The sequence below is a fragment of the Streptomyces sp. JW3 genome (assembly GCF_052216785.1).
Lineage (GTDB): Bacteria > Actinomycetota > Actinomycetes > Streptomycetales > Streptomycetaceae > Streptomyces.
The window spans coordinates 1-24,932 of sequence record NZ_JBQOUX010000069.1; the positions used below are offsets into that span (position 1 = coordinate 1).

The window sequence follows — 24,932 nt, forward strand, 5'->3', positions numbered from 1 at the left end:
CGACGGGTCCGTCGTGGCGCACCTGTCCCCGCTGGCGCGCCTGGGTCACTTGTCGCCTTCGGTGCTGTCGCCCTGGCGCTTCCCGCCGGGCAGCATCTCCTGCACCTTGGCCTTGAAGCCCTGCCGGACCATGCCGGTGCGGTCGCTGTCACCGTGCAGGATCGCGGAGGCGGCCGCCTCGATCTGGTCGAGGGAGGCGTGCGGCGGGATCGGCGGGACCGCCGGGTCGGTGCGGAAGTCGATGACGAAGGGCCGGTCGGCGGCGAGCGCCTGGTCCCAGGCGGACTCGACGTGCTTGGGCTTCTCCACCCGCACCCCGTCCAGGCCGATACGCCGCGCGATGTCCGCGTACGGCAGGTCGGGGATGTGCTGGGACTCCTCGAACTGGGGCGCGCCGGACATGGCCCGCATCTCCCAGGTGACCTGGTTGAGGTCGCCGTTGTTCAGCACGGCCACGATCAGCCGGGGGTCGGACCACTCGCGGTAGTACTTCGCCGCCGTGACCATCTCCATCATGCCGTTCATCTGCATCGCGCCGTCCCCGACGAGGGCGATCGCGGGCCGGCCGGGGTGGGCGAACTTGGCGCCGATGGCGTACGGCACACCGGGGCCCATGGTGGCCAGGGTCCCCGACAGGGAGCCGCGCATCGCGCCGCGCAGCCGCAGGTGACGGGCGTACCAGTTGGCGGCGGAACCGGAGTCGGCGGCGAGGATCACGTCGTCGGGCAGCTTGCCGTCCAGGGCGTGGACGACGTACTCGGGGTTGACCGGGTCGGCGCCGACGGCGGCTCGCCGCTGCATGACCTCCCACCAGCGGGCGACGTTCTTCTCGACCTTCTCCCGCCAGGTCCGGTCCTGCTTGCGGTGCAGCTTGGGCAGCAGCCGCTGGAGTGTCGCGCGGGCGTCACCGACGAGGTTGACCTCGTTGGGGTAGCGCAGACCGATCATGTGCGGGTCGATGTCGATCTGTACCGCGCGGGCCTGGTCCAGCTCCGGCATGAACTGCGTGTACGGGAAGCTGGAACCGATCATCAGCAGGGTGTCGCACTCCTGCATCAGCTCGTACGAGGGCCGGGTGCCCAGCAGCCCGATGGAGCCGGTGACGTAGGGCAGATCGTCGGGCAGCGCGTCCTTGCCCAGCAGGGCCTTGGCGACCCCGGCGCCCAGCACGTCCGCCAGCCGTTCGACCTCGGCGCGGGCACCGCGCGCGCCCTGGCCGATGAGCACGGCGACCTTCTCGCCGGCGTTCAGCACCTCCGCGGCCCGCTCCAGGTCCTCCTCGGCCGGCACCGGCACGTAGCGGCTCAGCCCGAGACTGGAGGGCACCATCTTGAAGGCGTGCGTGGGCGGGCTGTAGTCCAGTTCCTGCACGTCGGCGGGGAGGATGATCGCGGTGACCGTGCGCTTGGCGTACGCGGTGCGAAAGGCCCGGTCGATCAGGTTCGGCAGCTGCTCGGGCACCATGGCCGTCTCGCAGAAGTCCGAGGCGACATCCTTGTACAGACTGGCGAGGTCCACTTCCTGCTGGTAGGAACCGCCCATGGCACTGCGGTTGGTCTGACCGACCAGCGCCACCACCGGCACGTGGTCCAGCTTGGCGTCGTAGAGCCCGTTCAGCAGATGGATCGCGCCCGGACCCGAGGTGGCCGCGCACACCCCGATTTTGCCGGAGAACTTGGCGTAGCCGACGGCCTGGAACGCGGCCATCTCCTCGTGCCGGGCCTGCACGAACTTCGGTTTGTTGTCCGCCCGTCCCCAGGCCGCCAGCAGGCCGTTGATGCCGTCGCCCGCGTAGGCGAAGACATGGTCGACCTCCCAGTCACGCAGTCGTCGGAGAATGTAGTCGGACACCTTCGTGCTGGCCATGCGAGCTCCGTTTCTGCGGCAGGGGGCGTGGGGGCGCGCCACTCCACGGGAGAGTGGGTAACCGCGCGGCCGTGCGGGAAACGTCGCCGGCACCGGGCGGGACCGGCCGCGTGGGCGTCGGCCCGGGGAGGTGGGAAGGCCGTCAGCCCAGGGAGGTGAGCAGGTCGTTGCACGCCTGTTCGCAGCGGCGGCACGCCTCGGCGCAGACGCGGCAGTGCTCGTGCCGCTCGGCGTGGCTCGCGCACTCGGCACCGCAGGCTTCGCAGACAGCGGCGCACGCGGTGAGAACAGCCCGCGTGAGGCCGGTGTCGTAGCCCGTGCGGCGGGAGAGGACGGCGGCGGTCGCGGCGCAGATGTCGGCGCAGTCGGCGTCGGTCCGGACGCACTTGGCCAGCTCGGTGATCATCTCCTCCGACAGGCAGGCGTCCGCGCACGCGGTGCACGCCTGGGCACAGGCGAGGCACTCCTCGACGCAGCGGGCGAGCCGGTCGCGGTCCACCCCGCCCGGGTCGGCGGGGTGGGCGGCGAGCACGTCCTTGACCACGGTGCTCATGGCGACCTCCTGGATGCGGGTCAGTTCCGGCCGAGGGCCTTGGCGAGCTGGTCCTTGTTCATCGTGGACCTGCCCTCGACCCCTTTCTCCTTCGCTTCCCGGTACAGCTGCTCGCGGGTCGGTCCCCCGCCCGGGTTCCCGCCGCGGGAGGAACGGGACTTCTCACCGCCGCGTCGCGACGGCGACTTGCCCTTCGTGGAACTTCGGCCGGCGGACCTCGCCTCCCCGGACCGCGCACGCTCCTTGTTCACGGTCCGGGCGGCGATCTCCTTCGCCCGGCCCTGGGACGCCCCGCGGTCCTCGGCGCTGTCCTTGATGTGCTCGTACTGGCGCTCCCGCTTGGCACCGGATCCTGCCGGCATGCTTGTCTCCTCCTGCTACCGGTCGTGCGAACAGTGCGACCTGATGAGTGCCGGACCGGGTTGCCTGCGTCGCGGTGACCAAACAATTCCGGCCCGGCTTCTCAGCTGTGTGCCCCGGGCCGGGGCGGTTACCCGGCCGTCATGACTGAGACACGGCCCCTTGCCCTGATCACCGGCGCGTCCAGCGGCATCGGCCACGAGCTGGCCCGGCAGTTCGCGCTGGGCGGCTACGACCTGGTGGTGAACGCGGAGAACGAGCGGCTGGAGACCGCCGCACAGGAACTGCGGGAGACGGGTGCGCGGGTCCGTGCCGTGCGCGCCGACCTCCGGTCGGGCGAGGGGCGCTTCCGGCTCCTGGACACGCTCGACGGTCTGACGGTCGACGTCGCCGTTCTCAACGCGGGCGTGGGCCGGGGCGGCGCCTTCGTCGACACCGACCTCGCCGACGACCAGGAGGTCATCGACCTCGACGTCACCGCGACCGTCCGGCTGGCCAAGCCGCTGCTGCGGGCCATGGTGACACGCGGCGCCGGCCGGCTCGCGTTCACCTCGTCCGTCGCCGCCACGATGCCCGGCTCCTTCCAGCCTGTCTACAACGCCTCCAAGGCGTTCGTGCAGTCTTTCGCCCAGGCCCTGGCGGAGGAGGTGAAGGACACCGGCGTGACGGTCACCGCCTTCATGCCGGGCCCGACGGACACGGACTTCTTCGACCGGGCGGACATGGCGCAGGACACCCGGATCGGCACGATGGACAAGGACGATCCCGCGCAGGTGGCCGAGCAGGCGTACCGGGCCATCGTGACGGGCGAGAAGAAGGCCGTGACCGGTTCGCTGAAGGCCAAGGCACAGGGCCTGGCCGGCAAGGTCCTCCCGGACGGGGTGAAGGCGGCGGCCCACCGGCGGATGGCGGAGCCGGGGTCTGGTGCCGAACCGGGCTCCGGGTGACCGGCGGGACGCGGAGGCGGCCGTGCGGTGATCGAACCGCGCCGGTGTCGCGCCAGCCGTCGTGGGCACTGGAGGGGCATGAGCGCCCGCCGACCGGTTCCCGAGTCCCTGGCCCTGCTGACCGAGGGGTACGCCTGGCTGCCCGACCTGATGCGCGCCGAGGGCGACAGGGCACGGACCCTGCGCGTCCTCGGCCACCCCGCCCTCGCGGTGCGGGGCCCGGACGCGGTCCGCTTCTTCTACGACGAGGAGCACGTCCGGCGCCACGGCGCGCTTCCCGGTCCGGTCCTGAGCACCCTTTTCGGACACGGGGCGGTGCACACCCTCGACGGCGACGCGCACCGGCAGCGCAAGTCGCTCTTCCTGCCCCTGCTGGAGGCCGACGCGGTGACCGGTTCGGCGAAGCACATCGCCGAGGCCTGGGACGAGGCCGTACCGCGTTGGCGGACACAGCCGCAGGTGGTGCTCTTCGAGGCCGTCGGCCGGGTGATCGCGCGTGGAGTCTGCCGCTGGGCGGGCGTGCCCCTCACCGAGGACGAGGAGGAACCGCTCGCGAGGGACCTGCTGGCCATGGTGGACGGCTTCGCCACGGCGGGACCCCGGCACTGGCGGGCCCGGCGGGCCCGGACCCGCCAGGAACAGCGGTTCGCGGACCTGGTGGGCTCGGTCAGGTCCGGGGCGGTCGACACCCCGACGGGTTCCGTGCTGGACCGCGTCTGCCGGCACCGTGACGCCGCGGGTGCCGAGCTGCCACCCCGGATCGCGGCGGTGGAACTGCTCAACGTCATCCGCCCCACCACCGCGCTGAGCTGGTTCGTGACCTTCGCCGCGCATGCCCTGCACCGCTGGCCGGAGCACCGGGAGCGGCTCCGGTCGGGCGAGGCGGCGTTCGCCGAGTCGTTCGCCCATGAGATCCGCCGGTTCTATCCCTTCGCACCGTTCCTCGGCGGTCAGGCCGTCACCGACCTGACCTGGCAGGGCCACCGCGTCCCGGCCGGCGGCCTGGTCCTGCTGGACGTCTACGGGCAGAACCACGACGAGCGGCTGTTCGAGGACCCGTACGCATTTCGCCCGGAGCGCTTCCGAGACCATCCGCCCGGCCGGGACGACCTGATCCCCCAGGGCGGCGCGGACCCCCGGACCGGCCACCGCTGCCCTGGCGAGGCGCTGGCGGTCGGCGTCCTGGAGACACTTGCCCAGCGCCTCGCCGGCCTGGACTACGAGGTACCGCCACAGGACATGACGATCCCCCTGAACCGCATCCCCACCCGCCCCCGCAGCGGAATGATTGTCAAGCTGGTCGCAGTCGGGCGTACAGCCGTACCGAGTTCGTCGGCGTGAAGTCCGTCCACAGGCGAAGTCTCCTGACGAAGTGGGTCCCTGCTTCGGCGTCCCGCCCGGCCCTGCCGGGCAGCCGTTGCCATGACGCCTCGACGCAGGTGCGGCCCACCGGCGGTCAGAAGTCTTTCGAGGACCGTCGAAAGGCCCAGGGAATGCCCAGGGCGTGCCCAGGGAGCCGGCCGGACCGGACCGGGGTCACGCCGGGTACTCGCCCGTCAGCATCGCCGAGGCGAGTTCCACCCGGGAGCGGTAGCCGGTGCGGCGGAACAGTCTGCCCAGGCGGCTCTCCACGCTCTTCTCGCTGCACATGAGCACGGCGGCCAGTTCACGGTTGGTCAGTCCCTCGGCCACCAAGGTGGCGAGCAGGTGCTCGTTCTCGGCGCTGGTCAGGTTCCGGCCGGGCACGGCGACCTTGTGCGCGCGCATCAGGCTCCGCAGCTGGGCCCGGCGCAGCAGCGCGTCGAGGTCGCCGTAGAGCGCGTACGCCTCGTGCAGCAGGGCCGGGTCGCCCAGGTGGTGACTCACCACGGTGGCCAGCGTGTCGGCCTGTTCCAGCGGCTGGGCGCGCCGCCGCGCGAGCCGTACCGCCTCCTGTGCCGCCGCCCGGTCGTGGTGGGCCACGGCGGTGGCGAGCAGTCGGCACAGCCGGGCCCGGCCGGTGCCGAGCAGTTCGGCGACCCGGCCGGCCTCCGCCACGCAGCGCAGGGCCGCGGCCCGGTCACCCGCGGCCAGTTTCGACAGGGTCCGCTTCAGCCACAGTTCGTCGGTGCCGACCACCAGCCCGCTCCGGACGGCCTGGGTGAGCCCGTCCTCGACCACCCGGTCGGCCCGGTCGGCCGCGCCCAGGGACCGGTGCAGATACGACTCCGGCCCGGCCAGCAGATGGAGCATCACCGGCTGCACCTCCCGGGCCCGGTCGATCACCTCCCGGGCCCGGGCGAGCCGGCCGCGGGCACCGAGGATGACGCTCGACTCCCGGCAGGTCAGGGTATGGACGGGCAGATCACCGACCGACAGGCCGGTGGCCAGACTCTCCCGGGCCAGGCTGAGCGCCGGGTTCCACCGGCCGCCCTGGCTGTCCGCCACCACCCGGTCCGGCACCGGCCGGTAGGTGGAGGGCATCCCGTGGGCGGTCAGCACCTCCTCCGCCCGGTCCAGTTCGCCGAACGTCAGCAGGACCCGGGCCAGCTGCGACAGCCGCTCGAACCGGTGCCGCGCCCCCGCCGCCCACAGCGGCCAGTGCGCCGGGGCGGCGACGGCCCGGTCGAACGGCTCGGTCCGGCCGACGAAGATCCCGATGCACTCGGTGAGGATCATGCCCAACGCGGCGACGACATCGTTGTCCTGGCTCCACACCTCCCGCCCGGCCGCCAGCTGCTCGTCCGCCTCCCGCCAGCGGTCGAGCTGGCACAGCGCGGCACACCGGGTGAGGACGCGGTGCCCCTCGCCGCCCGGCAGCGAGCGCCAGCCGTCCGCGCAGAACGCGGTGAGCGCCGCCCGGTCGGAGATCCCGCCGAGCGAGACGACGTACACCATCTCCAGTTCCAGCAGGGCCTCCGAGCCGACCAGGTCGGCGTGGTCGGACAGCACCGTCCAGGCGCTCTCCAGCGCCTCGGCGTACCGCAGATGGATGCAGCAGGTGGAGGCGTGCGCGACCAGTGCGCGGGCGCGCCGCTCCGGCTCCGTGATCAGGTCGATGGCGGCCCGCAGCCAGCGCTCCGCGAAGTACCCGTCGTCCAGCATCGCGGCGGTGCCCGCGGCGAGCAGTTCGACGGAGGCCCGCGCCGGGTCCACGAAGCGGCCCGCGGTGACCAGTTGCTCCGCCCGGTACCGGTCGTCCGCTTCGGCCTCGCCCGCCCACAGCGCGGTGACCGCCAGCCGGGCGAGCCGGCGCCGCTCGTACGGGCCGAGGCAGGTGGTCAGCGCGGACGCGAGCAGCGGCACCCGGAACCGCCAGTGGTCCGGCCCCGGCCCCTGCCGCAGCTCCCCCTCGGCGTACAGTTCGGCCAGCGCCGCCCGGACCTCGTCCGGCGAGGCGTCCACGGCCGCGGCGACCAGCCCGGTCGCCGCGGCGCCCAGCGGATGCAGCACGGCCATCGCCTTGGCCACCGGCCAGACCAGCCCGCCCAGTTGCTTCAGATGCTCCACCGGCGGCAGCGCGGACGGCAGCAGCGGCGGCCAGTCCGGTGACGCGAGGTAGGCGTGCCGGTCGAAGACCCGCAGCGAGCCGCTGCGCCGGTGCCCCGCCAGGGCGGTGAGCACGGCGGCCGGCCGGCCGCGGCACTCCCGGCGCAGATACCCGAGCAGCGACGCCGACGGCTGGGCCTGTAATCGCCCGGCGACCAGGGCGCGGACCTGCGACTCGCCGAGCGGCCGCAGCGACACCACCGCGGCGAGCCCGGCGGCGCGCAGCCGGTCCAGCGCGGCCCGGTCGCCCGCCGGGTCGGCCGGTGACGGGCGCAGCGCGCAGACGAACGTGACCGGTCCGCCCGCCAGCGTCCGGACCATCGGCAGCAGTACCGCGCGGGAGTCCGGGTCGGTCCAGTGCGCGTCGTCGACCAGGACGGTGAGCTTGTCGCAGGCGCTGAGCGACGAGCGCAGTTCGGCGGCCAGCTGACGGGGCAGGTCCGCACGCGGCGGCGTACGCGGGGAAGGGCGCGGGGCCGGGGCGGCGGGCCGGGCCGCGCGCCGCGGGTCACCGGCCCGGTTCAGGGCGACGAGCTCCGCGGAGAGCCGGGAGACCAGGGAGAAAGGGCGGTCCCGCTCGTTGCGCGCCACCCGCAGCGTCAGGGTGGCGACGTCCCGCGCGGCCAGCTCGTCCCGGACGGCGCTCAGTACGGAGCTGCGCCCGATCCCGGTCGGGCCCGTGACAAGGACCAGTGCGGCGGCGTCCGGCGAGGTGGCGAGGTCGACGACGCGTGCCACGGAGGCGTCGCGGCCGAACAGCGCCTGCGCCGGCCCGTCCGCGACGGGCGCGTCGCGCCAGTGGTTGATCACTTCACCAGTATGCCCAGCGCATCGGTCCGTAGGGCCTCCTGAACGTTACAATCACGTGCTCTCCCAAGGGAGTTGACGAGGCGAGCCGGCTCCGGCAGGGCGACGGTCCCGGGGTCGCGCCGCACCAGGCGTCGCGAGAGGAGGCCGGCGGTGGCCCGAGCACGTGCCGCGGTACGGGGCAGGGACCAGGAACTCGCGGTACTGCGCGCGGCGCGGACCGACGACGGCGGCAGACTGATCGTCCTCATGGGACCGGCCGGCATCGGCCGGACCGCGCTGCTGGACGAGGCCGGACGGATGCTGCGCGCGGCCGGGGCGCGGGTCCTGCCGGTGCGGCTGGGCACCGGACCGGACAGCGCGGGCGACGACGCGTTCGCCCTCGCGGCGCTGGCGCGCGCGGTGCGCGACCGGTTCGAGGAATTCCAGGAGACCGGGCTGGCGGACGCGCTCGGTGCGGTGGCCCGGCTGGGCGAGGCGGCCGGGCGGGACACCGGCGGCTGGACACCGGCCATGGTCACCGCGCTGGGCGGCCTGTTCGACCGGCTCGTCGGCCGCGGCGGCCGTACGGCCGTCCTGGCCGACGACGCGCACGCGGTCGCCGAGCCCGCCCCGCTGCTCACCGCGGCCCGCCGGTCCGGCGCTCTGGTGGTCGCCACCTGCGAGGAGCGCGCGGCGCACGCTCCGGGACCGGCCGAACTGCTGGCCACCGCCGACCAGGTGGTGCGGTTCGGACCACTGGCCGACGACGTGGCCGAGTCCCTGGTGCGCCGCGCGTACGGGGCGCGACTGGACGAGGCGCTGCCGGATCTGCTGCGCACCGCTCTGGGGCCGCTGTTCGGCAACCCCGGCACCGTGCTGGGCACCCTGGCCGACCTGCGCGGACGCGGGCGGCTGAGCATCTTCCGCGGCCGGCTGTGCCTGCGCACGCCGGCCGAGCCGATCGAACTGCCCGCCGGGCACCACCTGTTGCGCCGGGTGGCGGCGGCCGGCCCCCCGGCGGCGCGGCTCGCGGCCGCGGTCGCCCTGTGGGAGGGCGTGGGCGTCGGCGACCTGCCGCTGCTCGCCGAGGCGCTCGGGACCGGCCTCGACGACTGCGGACGGCTCCTCGACCGGCTGATCGAGGCGGAGGTGCTGGTCGCCGACCCGGCGGGCCGGGTGAGCTGCCGGTGCCCCGCCCTGGCCGCGGCCGTCGTCCGCTGCGCGGGCAGCGGCTTCGGCGTCGCGCTGCACGCGTCGGTCGCCGAGCGGCTGCTGGCCCGGCAGCGGCGGGGCGACGGAGTCGACCCCGTGCTGATCGCCGACCACGTCGCGCGCGGCGGGGCGTCCGTCGTGCTCGACGCGGCCGAGGTCGGCCGGCTGCTCGGGCTCGCCGCGGACGCCGAGCGGGAGCGGCCCGAGCGGGCGGCCCTGTGGTGCGTGGCCGCGCTGCGCCGCCTACGCCCCGGCCAGCCGGAACACGCCCGGACGCTGACGCGGCTGCTGCACCTGGTCGCCCGGACCGGACAGTACGAGCTGCTGCGCGAGGCGCTCGGCCAGTACGCGCACTACGCGGAACAGGGCCGCGACCCCGGCTCCCGGGCGCAGATCCACCTCGCGGCGGTCCTGGTCGCCCTGCACTCCGGCCGCCCGCCGGCCGAGCAGGCGGTGCGGTCGCTGCTGGACACGGGCATCACCGGCCGCGAGCGGTTCGGCTTCGCCCAGTGGTGGTTCGGCCGCCCGCCGGCGCCGGCGCCGGGGCGGGGGGCGGCGATGTGCGGGGACCTCGGTTCGGGGGAGGGGGCGGTGGGCCCGGCCCTGTCCGGAGCGGCGCCCCCCGTCCCGAGGGAGACGGCGGTCGCAGAGGTGCCGTCGGCCGTGGGAAGGGCGGCGACCGCGGGGGCGTTTCCGGCCGCGGGCGTCGTGCCGGGTCTGGCGGCGGTCGAGCGGATGGCGCTGCTGAGTACCGCGTTGACCGGTGACCCCGGTGCCTACGAGCGGGCCTGGCGGCGGTCCGGGCGGGCGGTGGGGCTCCCCGGGCCGGGCCGCGCCGCCGTGCCGGTCGTCGACCTCGCCACCATGACGCAGCTCGCGCTCGGCGCCCGCCACCGGGTCCCGGTCACCGGCGTGCTCGGCGTGTACCGCCGGGTCGTGCACGGCTACACCGGGGCCGACTGGACGCAGGCCATGTCCGCGGTCCGGGAGCTGGAACTGGCCGACTGCGAGGACACGTTGGTGCACCACGCGGCCCGGCTGCTGGCCGCCGACATGGACGCCGCGCGCGGCGAGCCCCGGCAGGCCGCGCAGTGGCTGGCCGACGTCGCCCCGGTGCCCGGCCTCGCCGTGCTGCGCGCCTGGGTCAGGATCGGCCTGTACAGCCGCACCGGCCACGACCGGCGGGCCGCGCCGCTGGCGCTGCGGGTCAGCCGGCGGCTGCGCGCGGCCGGCCTGCACGAGGGACTGCACCTGCTGCTCACCCGGGCGATACGGGTCGCCGCCTTCGTCGACGACCACGACGGCGCCGCCGACCTGCTGGCGGAGATCGAGCTGCTGCGCCCCGAGGCCGGACCGGAGGCCAAGGAGAGCCTGCTGCTGGCCCGGGGCCTGGTGCGCCGCGACGTCCGGCAGGCCCGGATGGCCACCGCCATGACGAAGGTGCGCGGTGATCTGCCGGCCCTCCTGGAGTCGTACCTCGTCATCGCCCGGTTCGCCGAGAACCCGCGGCCCTGGCTGCGCGACGCCCACGCCCTGGCCACCCGGTGCGGCGCGGCCGCGCTGCTGGAACGCGTCCGCGAGGTGACCCGCGAACGTGGCGTCCCCGCACCGCGGGCCCCCGGCCGCCGGGAGGACCCGGCCGTCACCGAGCGGCGGGTCGTCGAACTGATCGGCGAGGGCCTGACCAACCGGCAGATCGCGCTGCGCCTCCAGCTCAGCGAGAAGACCGTCGAGAACTACCTGACCCGGCTGTTCGCCCGCACCGGCTGCCGGTCCCGGGTCGAGCTGGCCGCGGCCAGCCTGGCCGGCCGGCTCACCCCGACGGTGACCTGAGAGCCTCTCCGGGACAAAGATGCCATCCCTGGGTCCCACTCGGGCCGAGGCCGCCCGGCGACGACGACAGGCCCGCTGAGGGCTGCCTAACGTCGTGCTCATGACCGACATCGATGTGCCTCAGGTCGCTGATCCCGAAGTGGCGCACATCGTGCGGGCCGAGGTCGAGAACCGATGGCCGCACGACGTTTCGGGACTCGACGAACTGGTGCGGTACGGACTGATGCCCTTCGGCAAGATGATGGGCCCCTGGCTGGCGATCCGCTCCAGCCTCGCGGTGGGAGGTGACATAACCACCGTGCTGCCCGCGGCGGTGGGCCTGGAATGCGTACAGGTCGGCGCGATGATGCACGACGACATCATCGACAGCGACGGGGAGCGGCGCGCCAAGCCGGCCGCGCACACCGTGTTCGGGGCCTCGGCCGCGATCGTCGGCGGCGACGGACTGTTCTTCCACGGCTTCGCCGCCCTCGCCGAGTGCCAGCAGGCCGGCGCCTGTGCCGCCCGGGTCGCGCAGGCCACCGCGGTGCTGGCCCGAGCCGGACTGCGGATCGGCGACGCCGCCCTGCGGGAGATCCGGATGAGCCGCGGCATCTGCTCCGTCGACACCTACCTCGACATGATCGCCGACAAGAGCGGCGCGCTGCTGTGGATGGCCTGCGGCGTCGGCGCCACCCTGGGCGGCGCCGACGACACCGCCCTCAAGGCCCTCAGCGAGTACAGCGACCAGCTCGGCATCGCGTACCAGATACGCGACGACCTGATGGCCTACGACGGCACCCGGGCCGGCAAGCCGAACGTCTCCGACGTGCGCAACGGCCGCCCCACCCTGCCGGTGCTGCTCGCCCACGAACGTGCCTCCGCGCCCCAGCGGGAGCGGATCGAGACCCTGCTCGCCGACGTCTCCGTACCGGTCGCCACGCGCTACGAGGCGATGGCGGAACTGGTGCACGCCTACGACGGGACGGCGGCGGCGCGCGAGGTGTCGCACCGCCATGTGCGGATGGCCGCGGCGGCGCTCCAGACCCTGCCGTCGAGCGTCCACCGGGACGCGCTGATGGATCTCACCGTGCCCGGTCGTCTGGTGTAGCGCGGACTCATCCCGAGGAGTTGGCCCGATGTCCTCCCCGACCTATGCGACCTATCTGCGTCTCGACGAGCTCCTCTCGTTGCAGCAGCCGCTCACCCCGGCGGACCAGCGGGACCTGAGCGACAGCGAGCGGCTGTTCATCGTGGTGCACCAGGCGTCCGAGACCCTGCTCAGCCAGGTCCTCGTCGACCTCAGACACATCGAGGCCGCCCCGTGCGGACCGGCCTGCTTCGCCCACCGGGTGCGCCGGGCGACCCGGGTGATCGACGCGCTGACGGGACAGCTGACGCTGCTGCGCCACGCGCTGCGCCGGGAGGAGTTCCTGCGGTTCCGGGACCGGTTCGGCACGGCCAGCGGGCTGGAGTCGGAGCAGTTCCGCGAACTGTTCACCCGGGTGAGGCAGTTGACGAAGTACGACGGCGACGGCGCCCCCCGGCCGGCGGGGACCGACCCGCTCGGCGAACTGGACGACGCCGTACGGCGCTGGCGCGGCACCCACCTGGAACTGGTCAGCCACATGCTCGGCGACCTGGCGGGCACCGGCGAGACCTCCGGCGCCGAGTTCCTGGCCGCCCGGCTGGACGGCACACCGGGGGACGGGCCGCCGGTCCGACCGCAGGACGCGCGACCGGCCCGGCCGGCGGCGCCGCCGGTCCCCGAGCCGGCCCCGGCCGCCCCCGCCACGCGCCCGTCGCTCGGACACGTGGTCGTCCTCGGCGGCAGTGTGGCCGGCCTGCTCACCGCGCAGGTCCTCGCGGACCACGCGGAACGGGTGACCGTACTCGAACGCGACCACGGCGACCAGTACGGCGACGGCCCCGCGCCCCGCTCCGGGGTGCCGCAGTCCCGGCACACCCACGTCCTGCTGACCAGCGGGATCAACGCCCTGGACGAGCTGTTGCCCGGACTGCCGGCCGAGCTGATGGAGGCCGGTGCGCCGCGCCTGGCGGTGCCCGGGGACCTCGGGGTGTGGCAGGCGGGGCAGTGGATATCCCGCCGCAACCCGTCCGAGCCGATCATGACCCCGTCGCGTCCGCTCCTGGAGCACCACGTCCGCCGCCGGGTGCTGGCCGACCCCCGCATCGAGGTGCGGACCGGCACCGAGGTGACCGGACTGCTCGGCCGCCCCGGCCGCATCACCGGCGTCACCGTCCGGGACCGGGGCGGCGACCACCCCGCCCCGCGGGAGGTGACGGCCGATCTCGTGGTGGACGCCACCGGGCGGGGCAGCCGTACCCCCCAGTGGCTGACCGGCCTGGGCGGCCGGCCGCCCGCCGAGGAGGTGGTGGAGACCGGGCGGGCGTACGCCACCTGCGCCTTCCACGCCGACGACCCGGCCGCCGACCTGCGCGGCTTCTACCTGGTGCCGGACGCCGGGCAGCCGTACGGCGCGATCGTGCTGCCCGCCGAGGGCGGCCGCTGGCTGGTCACCCTCTCCGGGCCGCGGGACCGGACCCCGCCCACCGACCCGGAGGGCTTCGTCGACTTCGCCGGCCTGCTGCCGCACCCGGCCGTCCACAAGTGGCTGAGCGCGGCCCGCCCCCTCACCCGGCCGGTGGGCTACCGGCACACCGCCAACCGGCGCCGCCGCTACGACCGCCTGGGCCGTGAGACCACCGGACTCCTCGTCGTCGGGGACGCGCTGTGCGCCCTCAACCCGGTCTACGGGCAGGGCCTGTCCGCCGCCGCCCTGAACGCGGTGGCGCTGAAGCACGAACTGGCCGGCCCCTACGCCCCTTCGGCGCACGCCCTGCAACGGGCGGTGCTGAAGTCCTCGGGCCGGGCGTGGGAGGTGGCGACCGGCGCGGACAGCCCGATGCCCGGGGTCACCGGCAACGCGGTGCGCACCGGCCCGGTCGCCCGGCTGCTCAACCGCTACCTCGGCCGGGTGCGCGACCACGTGCCGAGCGACCCGGTGGTGTGCGCCGCCAACCGCGACGTCCTGTTCCTGCTGACCCCGCCGCACACCCTGCTCACCTCGCCCAAGGTGCTGCGGCGGGCGCTGCTGAGCACCGCCGTACCGACCTCCCGTGACCTGCCCACGCCGTGACCACTCCCTGCCGACGAAGGTGCAGCATGCGACATACCCGCGTTCCCCGATGCCCGGTCCGCTCCGCCACCGGCCGGTGGGGCTCATGACGACGACACCCCTGCGGACCCTGACCCCGGTGCTCGACACCGGCCGGACGCTGGTCGGACCCGCCCTGCGCGACGCCGTCCGGGCCCATCTGGGACCGGAGATGAGCCGGGTCGCGCACTACCACTTCGGGTGGGCGGACACCGAGGGCCGGCCCACCGGCAGCTGGGGCGGGAAGATGGTCCGGCCCGCGCTGGCCCTGCTGTCGGCGCGGGCGGCGGGCGCGCCGGCCGCCGACGGCCTGCCCGCCGCGGTCGCCATCGAGCTGGTGCACAACTTCTCCCTGCTGCACGACGACATCATGGACGGCGACCGCACCCGCCGCGGCCGGGCCACCGCCTGGACCGTCTTCGGCGTCCCGGACGCCATCCTGGCCGGGGACGCGCTGGCCGCCGCGGCCACCTCCGTGCTGCTGGCCGCGCCCGGCCCGGGGGCCCGCCCCGCCACCCTGTCGCTGATGTCCGCCACCCAGCGGATGATCGACGGCCAGGCCTCCGACGTCGCCTTCGAGCGGCGCGACGACGTGACCCTCGCCGAGTGCCTGCGGATGGCCGGCGACAAGACCGGCGCGCTGCTCGGCTGTGCCTGCTCGCTCGGTGCCGAACTGGTCGGCGGCGACCCGGACCTGGTCGGCCGGCTGGCCGCCTTCGGCGAACACATCGGGCTCGCCTTCCAGCTCGTCGACGACCTGCTGGGCATCTGGGGCGATCCGGACCGGGCCGGCAAACAGGTGGGCGCCGACCTGCGGGTCCGCAAGAAGTCGCTGCCCGTGGTGGCGGCCCTGAACGCGCCGGACACCGACGAACTGCGCGCCCGGTACCTGAGCCAGGAACCGCTGACCGAGCGCGCCGTAGAGCGCGTCGCCGACCTGGTGGAACGGGCCGGCGGCCGGGACTGGGCGCGCGACGAGGCGGCCCGCCGGATCGCCGAGGCCGAGCGGTGCCTGGCGGCCGGCGTCCCGGACGACGTACGCGGCGAGCTGCTGGAGGTCGCCGGGTTCATCCTCGGCCGCCAGCTCTGACCCGCCCCCTTTGTCGAACACCTGACGCACCTGACGCACCTGACGAAGAGAAAGGCCCTCTCATGACCGAAGCCACCGAGATCCCCATCGGCGGCCGGGCCGCCGCCTGCCCGTTCGCCCCCGTCGCGGAACTGTACGAGGCGCAGAAGGACGACGCACTGCGCCGGGTCTCGGTGCCCAGCCCGATGCTGGGCGCCTTCGACGCGGTGGTCGTCACCCGGTACGAGGACGTCAAGAGCGTGCTCGCCGACGACCACCTGCGGATGGGCGGGTCCATGCCCTACCAGGCGGGCAACCTGCTCAGCTACGACGGCCCCGAGCACACCCGGCTGCGGCGCATGCTGACCGGGTCGTTCACCACCAAGCGGGCCCGGGAGCTGCGCCCGCAGATCGCGGGCGTCGTCGACTCGGCGCTGGACGCGGTGGCGGCGGCCGGTCCCGGCGCGGACCTGGTGCAGCTGTTCTGCACGCCCATCCCGACCCTGGTCATCTGCGAACTGCTGGGCGTGCCGTACGCCGACCGCGAGGAGTTCCAGCAGCGCACCGTGGTCGCGCTGGACTTCAGCTCCAGCCGCGAGGTCCAGATGCAGAAGGCCGCCGAGATGGAGGCCTACATGGCCGGGCTGGTGGCCCGCCACCGCGAGGAGCCGGGCGACAACGTACTGGGCCGGGTGGTGCGCGAGTTCGGCGACCAGCTGACCGACAGCGAACTGGCCGGCATCGGCAACATGCTGCTCATCGCCGGCCACGAGACCATCGCCAACACCCTGTCCGCCGCCATCGCCCTGCTGCTCCAGCACCCCGACCAGCTCGCGGTGGTGCGCGACGACCCCGAGGCGGTCGACGGGGCGGTCGAGGAACTGCTGCGGTACTGCGCCCCGGCCGCCATCCTGCCGCGCCAGGCGTCCGGAAACATCTGCGTGCGCGACCAGGAGATCAAGGAGGGCGAACGGGTGGTGGCGTCCGTACTGGCCGCCAACCGGGACCTCGGCGACGCCGACCAGGACCTGGACCGCCTCGACGTGCGCCGCCCGGTGCAGCGCCACCTCACCTTCGGCTTCGGCCCGCACCAGTGCCTGGGCCAGCAACTGGCCCGGATGGAGCTGCGGGTGGCGCTGCCCGCGCTGTTCGCCCGGTTCCCGGACCTGCGCCTCGCCGTCCCGCAGGAAGAGCTGGACTACCGCACCAACGCCCTGGTCTTCGGGGTGAACAGCCTGCCGGTCGCCTGGTGAGCGGCATGGAAGTGGAGACGGACCGGGCCCGGTGCTTCGCGGTCGGCAACTGCGCCGCGCTGGCACCGGCGGTCTTCGACCAGAGCGACGAGGACGGCACGGTCGTGGTCCTCGACGCGACTGTGCCCGAGGCCGAGCACGCGGCGGTCCGGGAAGCGGCCCTGCGCTGCCCCGCCTCGGTCATCACCGTGCACGAACACACCCCGGCCCGCCATGACTGACCCGCGGCACCGGACAGACCGCCAAGCACCGGAAAGACCTTCAGGGGAAAGCAATGCATGAGACAGAGGTGCCCGTCCTGGTCGTCGGCGGCGGGGGCTGCGGACTGGCCGCGTCGGTCTTCCTGTCCGAGGCGGGCGTGCGCCATCTGCTGGTGGAGCGCCGCGAGTCGACGTCCGTCCTGCCCCGGGCGCACTACCTGAACCAGCGCACCATGGAGATCTTCCGGCAGTACGGGATCGCCGGCGACGTCTACCGGGCCGGCTGCCCGCCGCAGCACATGAGCGAGGTGGTCTGGAGCACCTCGCTGGCCGGCGACGGACCGGTGGACGCCCAGGTGCTGCACCGGATGGAGTCCTTCGGCGGCGGCCGCCCCACCGGGCCCTACGCGGCCGACAGCACCGGCCCGTCCACCAACCTGCCGCAGCACCGGCTGGAGCCGCTGCTGCGCGACCACGCCGAGCGACGCGCCCCGGACAGCCTGCTCTTCCACCACGAGCTGACCTCGTTCACCCAGGACGAAGACGGTGTCACCGCGCTGGTGACCGACCGCACCACCGGCGAGGCCCGCACCGTGCGGGCCCGCTATCTGCTGGGCGCCGACGGCGGCCGGAGCGTCGGCAAGGCCCTCGGCATACCGATGGAGGGCGCCGGCGGCGGCTTCACCATCCTCTCGGTGCACTTCAGCGCGGACCTGTCGCGCTGGTGGCCCGGTGACTCGGTGCTGATGACCCACATCATCAGTCCCGAGGGCGAGGTGTCGGTGGTGGTCGCGACCGGGCCGAGCTGGGGGCTGGCCTCCCAGGAGTGGGCGCTGCACTTCAGGCTGCCGCCCGGTGCCGAGGCCGACCTCGGCGCTGAGGCGATCGCCGCCCGGGTGCGGCAACTGCTCAGGCTGCCCGAGGAGTTGGACGTACAGGTTCATCACGTCAGCGAGTACCGGCCGGAGGCGGTGGTGGCCCGGTCGCTGCGCTCGGGGCGGGTGTTCCTGGCCGGGGACGCCGCGCACCGGCAGCCGCCCGCCGCCGGCGGCGGCCTGAACACGGCCGTCCAGGACGCGCACAACCTGGCCTGGAAACTCGGCGCCGTCCTCGGCGGCCGGGCCGGTGCGGCACTGCTGGACTCCTACGAGTCGGAACGGCTGCCCGTCGCCCGGCGCAACGTGAGCTGGGCGATGACCTGTCTGCTCAACTACGGGGTGCTGTTCGCGAGCCTCGGCGTGGTGCACGGCCGCCCGGACGCCACCTTGGCCAACTTCACCGAACTCCTCTCCGACACCCCGATCGGCCGCACCCGGCGGACCGTGACCCGCGAGGTGTTCGGCACCCAGCGCATCGAGTACCAGGCCCACGACATCGAACTCGGCCACTCCTACGAGGCCGGCGCGGTGGCCCCGGACGGCACCGAGCCGCCGCCGCGCGACCCCACCGGCGCGGCCTACCACCCGGTCACCCGGCCCGGACACCGGCTGCCGCACGCCTGGCTGCGGCACGGCGACACCCGGGTGTCGACCCACGACCTGGTCACCGGCCACCCCGGCTTCGTACTGATCACCGGCCCGCTGAGCGAGAGCTGGGCGGTCGCGGCCAAGAAGGCCGCGGACACCCACGGGGTGCCGGTCACCGTGGTGTCCGTCGGCCGCCGGGCCGGCACCGCGGACTACTGGGACGCCGACGGCGGCTGGGCCGCGGTGCGCGGCACCGACGACGACGGCGCCCTGCTGGTCCGGCCGGACCACCACGTCGCCTGGCGCGCCGCGCACGCCGGCCCGCACCCGGACCGGGACCTCGGCGCGGCGCTGCGACGCGTCCTCGGGCACCCCGACGCCACGACCACCGGGAGCTGACCATGCCCGCCACCGACGCCGAACGCGTCGTGCACGCCTTCCTGACCGGCATGGGACCGACCCCCGACGACATCCGCAGGGTCATGGACGGCTTCCTCACCGACGACTGCGTCTGGCAGAACCCCGGCGCCCCGGTGTGCCGGGGCAAGCGGGACATCCTCGCGCTGCTGCCGCCGGACTTCGCCCGCCTGGAGGTCCGGTTCCGGCACCTGGCCACGGCCGGTGACACAGTGCTGGCCGAGCGGACCGAGAGCATGTACCGCGCCGACGGCAGCCCGATCGCCCGCCACCTGAACGTCATGGCCGCCTTCGAACTGCGGGCCGGCCGGATCAGCGCCTGGCGGGACTACTACGACCACACCCATCTCATCTCCGAGCGCCCGGACTGGTGACCATGACGCACAAGCGAACGGACCTGCTCGACCTCCGCGCCGACCTGGTGAGCCGGGTGCACAAGTTCGGCCCGGTGCTCGCCGAAGGGACCGCGCAGGGGGAGCGGGAGCGCAGACTGCCCGACGCCACCGTGCGGGCGATCGACGAGTCGCAGGTGAGCCGGGTGTGGACGGCACGCTCCTACGGCGGCCTGGAGGCCGACGTCCGCACCATGAGCGAGGTCGCCAAGGCGCTGTCCCACCACTGTCCGTCCACCTCGTGGGTGGTCAACAACATCAACGGCTCCAACCTGCTCGCCGCGAAGTTCCCCGCGGCCGCCCGGGACGAGGTGTTCGGCGCCGACCCCGGCGCCAAGCTGGCCTCGGTGTTCGCCGCCACCGGCACCGCCGTGCGCACCGACGGCGGCTTCCTGCTCACCGGCAGCTGGCCGTACGCCACCGGCATCCTGCACGACGACTGGGTGATCCTGGTGGCGCGGGAGGTGGACGCGGCCGGGGAGCCCGTGGGCGGGCTCTCGCTGCTGGTGCCCGCCGCGGACCTGACCGTCGAGGACACCTGGCACACCGTGGGCATGCGCGCCACCGGCAGCCACACCGTCGTCCTGCGGGACACCTTCGTGCCCGCGCACCGGGTGATCCCGGCCGAGGTGCAGCGGGGGCGGGAGAACGCCACCGACACCACCCTGGCACCGCTGTTCCGCACGGCGGCGATCGCCGCCATGGGCGTGGTCTGCGCCTCCGTGGTGGTCGGCATCGGCCAGGCCGCGCTCGCCCACGTCGTCGACAAGGCTCCCGGCCGGGGGATCGCGCCCAGCAAGTACACCAGCCAGCCCGGCTCCCAGACCTTCGTCTCCGCGCTCGGCGGCACCGCCCTGACCCTCGACGCGGCCGACCTGCACGTGACCCGGGCCGCCGACGTCATCGACGAGGCCGCGCACGCCGCCGTCGGGCTCCCGGAGAACGAACTGCGCCGCATCCGCGGCGACGTCGGCCAGGCGGTCAACCTGGTCACCGTCGCCCTCGACGAGCTGATGTGGGCGCACGGGGCGGCCGCCTTCGCCGAGTCCAACCCGCTCCAGCAGTACTGGCGCGACGCCAACACGGCGGCCCGGCACGCCCTGCTCAACCCGCGCATCGGCCGGGAACTGTACGGCGGCGCGTTCTTCGGCCTGGACCTCGTCGTGCCCAGTCTCTGAACCCACCCACCCAAGGAAGCTCCCCCATGGTCTGGTTGCCCCCCGTCCTCATCCCGATGTCGCAGGTCGCGCCGGTCACCCAGGGCCCGGCCGACGTACCGGACGCGCTCTTCTGGGCGCTGGCCGGCCCGACCGCGCTCGGCTGGCTGCTGACCTATGTGCTGGCCATCCGGCAGGCGCTGGTGGACCGGCGGGTGGGCATCCCCGCCTACCTGGTGGCGGTCAACTTCGCGTGGGAGTTCAGCCTGACCTTCGTACTGGAACAGACCCCGTCGCAGCGGCAGATCAACTTCCTGTGGGTGCTGTTCAACGCCGTCCTGCTGTACCAGGCGCTGCGGTACGGGCCGCGGGACTACCCGGCGCTGGGGGCCCGGGTCTTCAGGTGGTCGTTCCTGGGCGTGCTGCTGTGGGCGGCGGTGATGGTCGTCGTGGGGGCCAACGAGTTCCACGACCGGGAGGGCATGTACACCGGCATGATCATTCAGGTGCCGCTGAGCGCGGCGTTCCTGCTGATGCTCAAGCGGCGCGGGTCCAGCGTCGGACAGTCCATGCAGCTGGCCGCCGCCAAGCTGGTGGGCTCCCTCTTCGCCGGACTGACCGCCTTCGTCCTCTACCCGTCGCACCACCTGCTCCAGGTGCTGGTGCCGACCTACGTGGTTCTGGACGTCGCCTACGTGGTGCTGCTGCGCCGGACGATGCGCCTGGAGGGACGGCCGCCGTGGGCGTGGCGCGGGCCGGCGGCCGTCCCGGAGGCGGGCACCGAGTCCGGTGCCCGGTCAGATCACGCCGCTGCGTAACGCGTAGGCCACCGCGTGCGGCCGGTTGCGCAGGTTCAGCCGCCGGGTGACCCCGAACACGACGCGTTTGACCGCCCGTTCCGACAGGCACATCCGGTCGGCGATCTCAGCGGTGTCCAGACCTTCCGACATCAGCCGCAGGACGTCGATCTCCCGGGGGGTCAGCCCGGAGGTGTGCAGGCCGTGCGGTGAGAGCACCTCGCGCTGCATCCGCTCCAGCTGCCGCAGCAGTTCGCCGAGCAGCTGGGCGGGGAGCACGCCGCCGCCGGCCGCGGCGGTCAGCACCGCCTCCTCGATCCGGCCGCTGGTGGCGGCGGTCCGCGGCAGCACCGCGACCACGTTGCACTCCACCGCGACGAACAGTTCGCCGCGGTCGATCTCGGACGGGATCAGCACCACCGGCACCCGCAGGGTGTTCTTGATCCTGCGCAGCAGCGATGTCACCTCCACGGTCATCCGCTCGGCGACGACCACGGCGACGTCGACGGGATCGGGGCGGTCCGCCGACACCACTTCGATGTGCTGGGTGGCGGCGAGATGGCCGCTCACCGCCGACTGTGTGAGCGGGTCGGGCGCCCGCACCAGTGCTTTGGTGGTACGAGTCGGGGCATGGGGGGTGGTCATGGTGAGTCCTCCAGGAACAAGACAGCGTGTGCGCCTGGGCATTCGGTCGCGATGCCGGGCGCCGACGGTGGTACTTCCCGAGCCGGTTCGCGTCGCCGCGGGGTCGTCCGCTCAACACTTCCCAGTGGCATATGTCATGGGCATGACCGGCGTCGAATCGCACTGTTCCAGCACGTCAAAGCTCCCCGAGAGTGGCCTGAGGTGGTCCGTGACAGTCGGATAACGATGTCAGAAACCCTACTGGGGCCGACTTCGGGGAGCCGGGTGATCACGCTGTTGCCGTTGCCGAAGGGGGAATCCCTCGTTCAGCCGGCGACGACCTCCACGGCGCCGCCGTCGACCGGTTCCATGGTCTCGGCCAGGAGCAGGGCCTCCTCGATCAGGGTCTCCACGATCCGGTGCTCGGGGACCGTCTTGACGACCTGGCCCTTGACGAAGATCTGCCCCTTGCCGTTGCCGGACGCCACTCCGAGATCGGCCTCCCGGGCCTCTCCGGGACCATTGACCACACACCCCATCACGGCCACCCGCAACGGTACTTCCATGCCCTCCAGCCCCGCGGTGACCTCGTCGGCGAGCTTGTAGACGTCCACCTGGGCCCGGCCGCAGGACGGGCAGGAGACGATCTCCAGCTTGCGCGGGCGCAGGTTCAGCGACTGGAGGATCTGGTTGCCGACCTTGGCCTCCTCCACCGGCGGCGCCGACAGCGACACCCGGATGGTGTCCCCGATGCCCTGGCGCAGCAGCGCGCCGAACGCCACCGCCGACTTGATGGTGCCCTGGAACGCCGGACCGGCCTCGGTCACCCCCAGGTGCAGCGGATAGTCGCAACTCTCGGCGAGCAGCTCGTAGGCGCGGATCATGACCACCGGGTCGTTGTGCTTGACCGAGATCTTCAGGTCGTGGAAGCCGTGCTCGGCGAAGAGCGACGCCTCCCACAGCGCCGACTCGGCCAGCGCCTCCGGGGTCGCCTTGCCGTACTTCTTCATCAGCCGCGCGTCCAGCGACCCCGCGTTCACCCCGATCCGGATCGGCGTGCCGTGGTCCTTGGCCGCGCGGGCGATCTCGCCCACCTTGTCGTCGAACTTCTTGATGTTGCCCGGGTTCACCCGCACCGCGGCACACCCCGCCTCGATGGCGGCGAACACGTACTTGGGCTGGAAGTGGATGTCGGCGATCACCGGGATCTTGGACTTCCGGGCGATCGCGGGCAGCGCCTCGGCGTCGTCGGCGCTCGGGCAGGCCACCCGGACGATGTCGCAGCCGGCCGCGGTGAGTTCGGCGATCTGCTGGAGGGTGGCGTTGACGTCGGCCGTGACGGTCGTGGTCATCGACTGCACGGAGATCGGGTGCTCACTGCCCACCCCGACCGCGCCGACCGCCAGTTGGCGGGTGGGCCGGCGCGCGGCGAGCGTGGCGGCGGGCAGAGCGGGCATTCCGAGCGCGACCTGGGTCACCGCGGGGTCCTTTCCGGGAGGGAGGCGGGGGCGGGGGCGGGAGACACGGCGCCGTGCAGGGCCAGTACCGTGTCGGCGACGGACCGTGCGGTGAGGCCGTGTTCGGCGAGGATGTCCGGGCGCGCACCGTGCCGCAGGAACGCGCGGGGCAGCCCGAGCGCGTGCACCGGGGTGCGGACCCGGGCGTCGGCGCAGGCCAGGGCCAGCGCGGCGCCCACGCCCCCGGCGCGCACCCCGTCCTCCACACAGAGCGCGAGCCGGTGGCGGGAGACCAGGTGGGTCAGGGCGGGCGCGACCGGCAGCACCCAGCGCGGGTCGACGACGGTCACCCCGACGCCCGCCTCGGCCAGCAGCTCGGCCGCGCCCAGCGCGGTGCCCGCCAGGGCCCCGGTGGAGACCAGCAGGACGTCCAGCGGCCGGGACCGGGTGCGGTGCAGGATGTCCACGCCCTCCATCCGGGTCAGCGCGGCGATCTCCGGACCGGCGCCGCCCTTCGGGAACCGCAGCGCGGTGGGGCCGTCCTGGACGGCCAGCGCCTCGCCCAGCAGTTCGGCGAGCCGCACGGTGTCGCGCGGCGCCGCCACCCGCATCCCCGGCACCGTGCCCAGCAGGGCCAGGTCCCACATGCCGTGGTGGCTGGGACCGTCGGGTCCGGTGACCCCCGCGCGGTCCAGGACGAACGTCACCGGCAGGCCGTGCAGGGCGACGTCCATCATGATCTGGTCGACGGCGCGGTTCAGGAAGGTGGCGTAGAGGCAGACCACCGGATGCAGGCCGCCGGTGGCCAGTCCCGCCGCGCTGGTCACCGCGTGCTGCTCGGCGATGCCCACGTCCAACACCCGGTCCGGGAACCGCCGGGCGAACCCGTGCAGCCCGACCGGCCGCAGCATCGCGGCGGTCAGCGCCACCACGTCGGGCCGCTCGGCGCCGATCCGCTCCAGCTCCGCGCCGAACACGGCGGTCCAGCCGGGCGCCGAGCCGGAGCCGGAGCCGGCGGACGGTGACCGGCCGGTGGCCGGGTCGAGGACACCGATGCCGTGCATCCGGTCGGCCGGGTCGGTCTCGGCCGGGAGGTAACCGCGGCCCTTCTCGGTGACACAGTGCACGACGACCGGCTGCTCCAGTTCGGCGGCGAGCCGCAGGGCCCGCTCGACGGCGCCGAGGTCGTGCCCGTCCACCGGCCCGAGGTAGGCCAGGCCGAGGGTCTCGAACAGCGACGGGCCCGGCGGCCGGCCGGCCCGCAGCGCGGTCAGGTGCTCGGCCAGCGCGCCGACCGTGGGGTCGTAGGAGCGGCCGTTGTCGTTGAGGACCACCACCACCGGCCGCCCGCCGCGGCCGAGGTTGTTCAGCGCCTCCCAGGCCATCCCGCCGGTCAGCGCGCCGTCCCCGACCACCGCGACCGTCCGGCGGCGGGGCGCGCCGCGCAGCCGGTCGGCCCGGGCCAGGCCGTCGGCCCAGGACAGCGCCGTGGAGGCGTGCGAGTTCTCCACCAGGTCGTGCGGGGACTCCTCGCGCAGCGGATAGCCGGACAGCCCGCCCGGCGCGCGCAGTGTGTCGAAGGCGGACCGCCGGCCGGTCAGGATCTTGTGGACGTAACTCTGGTGTCCGGTGTCGAACACGATGCGGTCGGTCGGCGAGTCGAAGACGCGGTGCAGCGCGATGGTCAGTTCGACCACGCCCAGGTTGGGACCCAGATGGCCGCCGCTGGCGCACACCTTGTCGACCAGGAACTCCCTGATCTCCCGGGCCAGTTCGGGCAACTCCTCGGCGGGCAGCTCCTTGAGCTCCCGGGGACCGGTGATACGGCCGAGCACACTCGGTGACACGTCTCTC

Annotated in this window: 19 protein-coding genes; 12 read left to right on the plus strand and 7 right to left on the minus strand. The window is 73.9% G+C overall.

The window, feature by feature from the left end:
* Positions 1–45: 45 nt before the first annotated feature.
* The 3 genes from ACTT8P_RS25125 to ACTT8P_RS25135 all read right to left on the minus strand — a co-directional run bounded on the left by ACTT8P_RS25125 (position 46) and on the right by ACTT8P_RS25135 (position 2,781).
* The gene (locus tag ACTT8P_RS25125; protein WP_442834004.1) at positions 46–1,866 is read right to left on the minus strand and encodes a thiamine pyrophosphate-requiring protein; all 1,821 of its coding nucleotides are present in this window, start codon (positions 1,864–1,866) and stop codon (positions 46–48) included.
* Between the two features lie 142 nt (positions 1,867–2,008).
* The gene (locus tag ACTT8P_RS25130) at positions 2,009–2,419 is read right to left on the minus strand and encodes a four-helix bundle copper-binding protein (protein WP_442834005.1); all 411 of its coding nucleotides are present in this window, start codon (positions 2,417–2,419) and stop codon (positions 2,009–2,011) included.
* Positions 2,420–2,439: 20 nt separating this feature from the next.
* Positions 2,440–2,781 carry a plasmid stabilization protein gene (locus ACTT8P_RS25135; RefSeq protein WP_442834006.1) on the minus strand — a complete coding sequence of 114 codons (342 nt, stop codon included), beginning with the start codon at positions 2,779–2,781 and terminating at the stop codon, positions 2,440–2,442.
* Positions 2,782–2,922: 141 nt separating this feature from the next.
* Here ACTT8P_RS25135 and ACTT8P_RS25140 point away from each other — a divergent pair, with 141 nt between their 5' ends.
* Positions 2,923–3,726 (plus strand): SDR family NAD(P)-dependent oxidoreductase, encoded by an 804-nt coding sequence (locus ACTT8P_RS25140; protein WP_442834007.1) that lies wholly within the window; start codon positions 2,923–2,925, stop codon positions 3,724–3,726.
* Positions 3,727–3,804: 78 nt separating this feature from the next.
* Positions 3,805–5,067, plus strand: coding sequence for a cytochrome P450 (locus ACTT8P_RS25145; protein ID WP_442834008.1), 1,263 nt, complete (start codon positions 3,805–3,807; stop codon positions 5,065–5,067).
* 195 nt (positions 5,068–5,262) lie between these two features.
* Here the strand turns inward: ACTT8P_RS25145 and ACTT8P_RS25150 are convergent, their stop codons facing one another.
* A complete protein-coding gene (locus ACTT8P_RS25150; protein WP_442834009.1) occupies positions 5,263–8,064 on the minus strand; it encodes an AAA family ATPase in 2,802 nt (933 codons plus the stop codon).
* Positions 8,065–8,214: 150 nt separating this feature from the next.
* Between ACTT8P_RS25150 and ACTT8P_RS25155 the strand changes: the two genes are divergently transcribed.
* From ACTT8P_RS25155 to ACTT8P_RS25200, 10 genes are all read left to right on the plus strand, one after another.
* Complete coding sequence (locus ACTT8P_RS25155) at positions 8,215–11,088, plus strand: LuxR C-terminal-related transcriptional regulator (protein ID WP_442834010.1); 2,874 nt, start codon at positions 8,215–8,217, stop codon at positions 11,086–11,088.
* Between the two features lie 100 nt (positions 11,089–11,188).
* A complete protein-coding gene (locus ACTT8P_RS25160) occupies positions 11,189–12,178 on the plus strand; it encodes a polyprenyl synthetase family protein (RefSeq protein WP_442834011.1) in 990 nt (329 codons plus the stop codon).
* Between the two features lie 28 nt (positions 12,179–12,206).
* Positions 12,207–14,228, plus strand: a complete 2,022-nt coding sequence (locus ACTT8P_RS25165) for a tryptophan 2,3-dioxygenase family protein (RefSeq protein WP_442834012.1) — start codon at positions 12,207–12,209, stop codon at positions 14,226–14,228.
* A gap of 85 nt (positions 14,229–14,313) precedes the next feature.
* Positions 14,314–15,336 carry a polyprenyl synthetase family protein gene (locus ACTT8P_RS25170; RefSeq protein WP_442834013.1) on the plus strand — a complete coding sequence of 341 codons (1,023 nt, stop codon included), beginning with the start codon at positions 14,314–14,316 and terminating at the stop codon, positions 15,334–15,336.
* A 62-nt stretch (positions 15,337–15,398) separates the two neighbouring features.
* Positions 15,399–16,568: a cytochrome P450 gene (locus ACTT8P_RS25175; RefSeq protein ID WP_442834014.1), complete on the plus strand. Its 1,170-nt coding sequence runs from the start codon at positions 15,399–15,401 to the stop codon at positions 16,566–16,568.
* Between the two features lie 5 nt (positions 16,569–16,573).
* Positions 16,574–16,789, plus strand: a complete 216-nt coding sequence (locus ACTT8P_RS25180; protein WP_442834015.1) for a ferredoxin — start codon at positions 16,574–16,576, stop codon at positions 16,787–16,789.
* 53 nt (positions 16,790–16,842) lie between these two features.
* Entirely contained in the window at positions 16,843–18,633 is a 1,791-nt protein-coding gene (locus tag ACTT8P_RS25185) for an FAD-dependent monooxygenase (RefSeq protein ID WP_442834016.1), read from the plus strand.
* 2 nt (positions 18,634–18,635) lie between these two features.
* The gene (locus tag ACTT8P_RS25190) at positions 18,636–19,025 is read left to right on the plus strand and encodes a limonene-1,2-epoxide hydrolase family protein (protein WP_442834017.1); all 390 of its coding nucleotides are present in this window, start codon (positions 18,636–18,638) and stop codon (positions 19,023–19,025) included.
* 2 nt (positions 19,026–19,027) lie between these two features.
* The gene (locus tag ACTT8P_RS25195) at positions 19,028–20,221 is read left to right on the plus strand and encodes a hypothetical protein (RefSeq protein ID WP_442834018.1); all 1,194 of its coding nucleotides are present in this window, start codon (positions 19,028–19,030) and stop codon (positions 20,219–20,221) included.
* A gap of 26 nt (positions 20,222–20,247) precedes the next feature.
* A complete protein-coding gene (locus ACTT8P_RS25200; protein WP_442834019.1) occupies positions 20,248–21,018 on the plus strand; it encodes a transmembrane-type terpene cyclase in 771 nt (256 codons plus the stop codon).
* On the opposite strand, the gene ACTT8P_RS25205 is transcribed toward ACTT8P_RS25200, so the two are convergent.
* From ACTT8P_RS25205 to ACTT8P_RS25215, 3 genes are all read right to left on the minus strand, one after another.
* Positions 20,998–21,642: a response regulator transcription factor gene (locus tag ACTT8P_RS25205; RefSeq protein WP_442834020.1), complete on the minus strand. Its 645-nt coding sequence runs from the start codon at positions 21,640–21,642 to the stop codon at positions 20,998–21,000. The genes ACTT8P_RS25200 and ACTT8P_RS25205 overlap by 21 nt on opposite strands.
* A gap of 305 nt (positions 21,643–21,947) precedes the next feature.
* Positions 21,948–23,099 carry a flavodoxin-dependent (E)-4-hydroxy-3-methylbut-2-enyl-diphosphate synthase gene (ispG, locus tag ACTT8P_RS25210; RefSeq protein ID WP_442834021.1) on the minus strand — a complete coding sequence of 384 codons (1,152 nt, stop codon included), beginning with the start codon at positions 23,097–23,099 and terminating at the stop codon, positions 21,948–21,950.
* Positions 23,096–24,925, minus strand: coding sequence for a 1-deoxy-D-xylulose-5-phosphate synthase (locus ACTT8P_RS25215; RefSeq protein ID WP_442834022.1), 1,830 nt, complete (start codon positions 24,923–24,925; stop codon positions 23,096–23,098). Before ACTT8P_RS25215 ends, ispG begins: the two co-directional genes overlap by 4 nt.
* Between the last annotated feature and the right edge of the window lie 7 nt (positions 24,926–24,932).

Coding starts and splice junctions, on each gene's coding strand:
- ACTT8P_RS25125 (WP_442834004.1), bottom strand. CDS start 1,866: ATGGCCAGCACGAAGGTGTCCGACTACATTCTCCGACGACTGCGTGAC.
- ACTT8P_RS25130 (WP_442834005.1), bottom strand. CDS start 2,419: ATGAGCACCGTGGTCAAGGACGTGCTCGCCGCCCACCCCGCCGACCCG.
- ACTT8P_RS25135 (WP_442834006.1), bottom strand. CDS start 2,781: ATGCCGGCAGGATCCGGTGCCAAGCGGGAGCGCCAGTACGAGCACATC.
- ACTT8P_RS25140 (WP_442834007.1), top strand. CDS start 2,923: ATGACTGAGACACGGCCCCTTGCCCTGATCACCGGCGCGTCCAGCGGC.
- ACTT8P_RS25145 (WP_442834008.1), top strand. CDS start 3,805: ATGAGCGCCCGCCGACCGGTTCCCGAGTCCCTGGCCCTGCTGACCGAG.
- ACTT8P_RS25160 (WP_442834011.1), top strand. CDS start 11,189: ATGACCGACATCGATGTGCCTCAGGTCGCTGATCCCGAAGTGGCGCAC.
- ACTT8P_RS25165 (WP_442834012.1), top strand. CDS start 12,207: ATGTCCTCCCCGACCTATGCGACCTATCTGCGTCTCGACGAGCTCCTC.
- ACTT8P_RS25170 (WP_442834013.1), top strand. CDS start 14,314: ATGACGACGACACCCCTGCGGACCCTGACCCCGGTGCTCGACACCGGC.
- ACTT8P_RS25175 (WP_442834014.1), top strand. CDS start 15,399: ATGACCGAAGCCACCGAGATCCCCATCGGCGGCCGGGCCGCCGCCTGC.
- ACTT8P_RS25180 (WP_442834015.1), top strand. CDS start 16,574: ATGGAAGTGGAGACGGACCGGGCCCGGTGCTTCGCGGTCGGCAACTGC.
- ACTT8P_RS25185 (WP_442834016.1), top strand. CDS start 16,843: ATGCATGAGACAGAGGTGCCCGTCCTGGTCGTCGGCGGCGGGGGCTGC.
- ACTT8P_RS25190 (WP_442834017.1), top strand. CDS start 18,636: ATGCCCGCCACCGACGCCGAACGCGTCGTGCACGCCTTCCTGACCGGC.
- ACTT8P_RS25195 (WP_442834018.1), top strand. CDS start 19,028: ATGACGCACAAGCGAACGGACCTGCTCGACCTCCGCGCCGACCTGGTG.
- ACTT8P_RS25200 (WP_442834019.1), top strand. CDS start 20,248: ATGGTCTGGTTGCCCCCCGTCCTCATCCCGATGTCGCAGGTCGCGCCG.
- ACTT8P_RS25205 (WP_442834020.1), bottom strand. CDS start 21,642: ATGACCACCCCCCATGCCCCGACTCGTACCACCAAAGCACTGGTGCGG.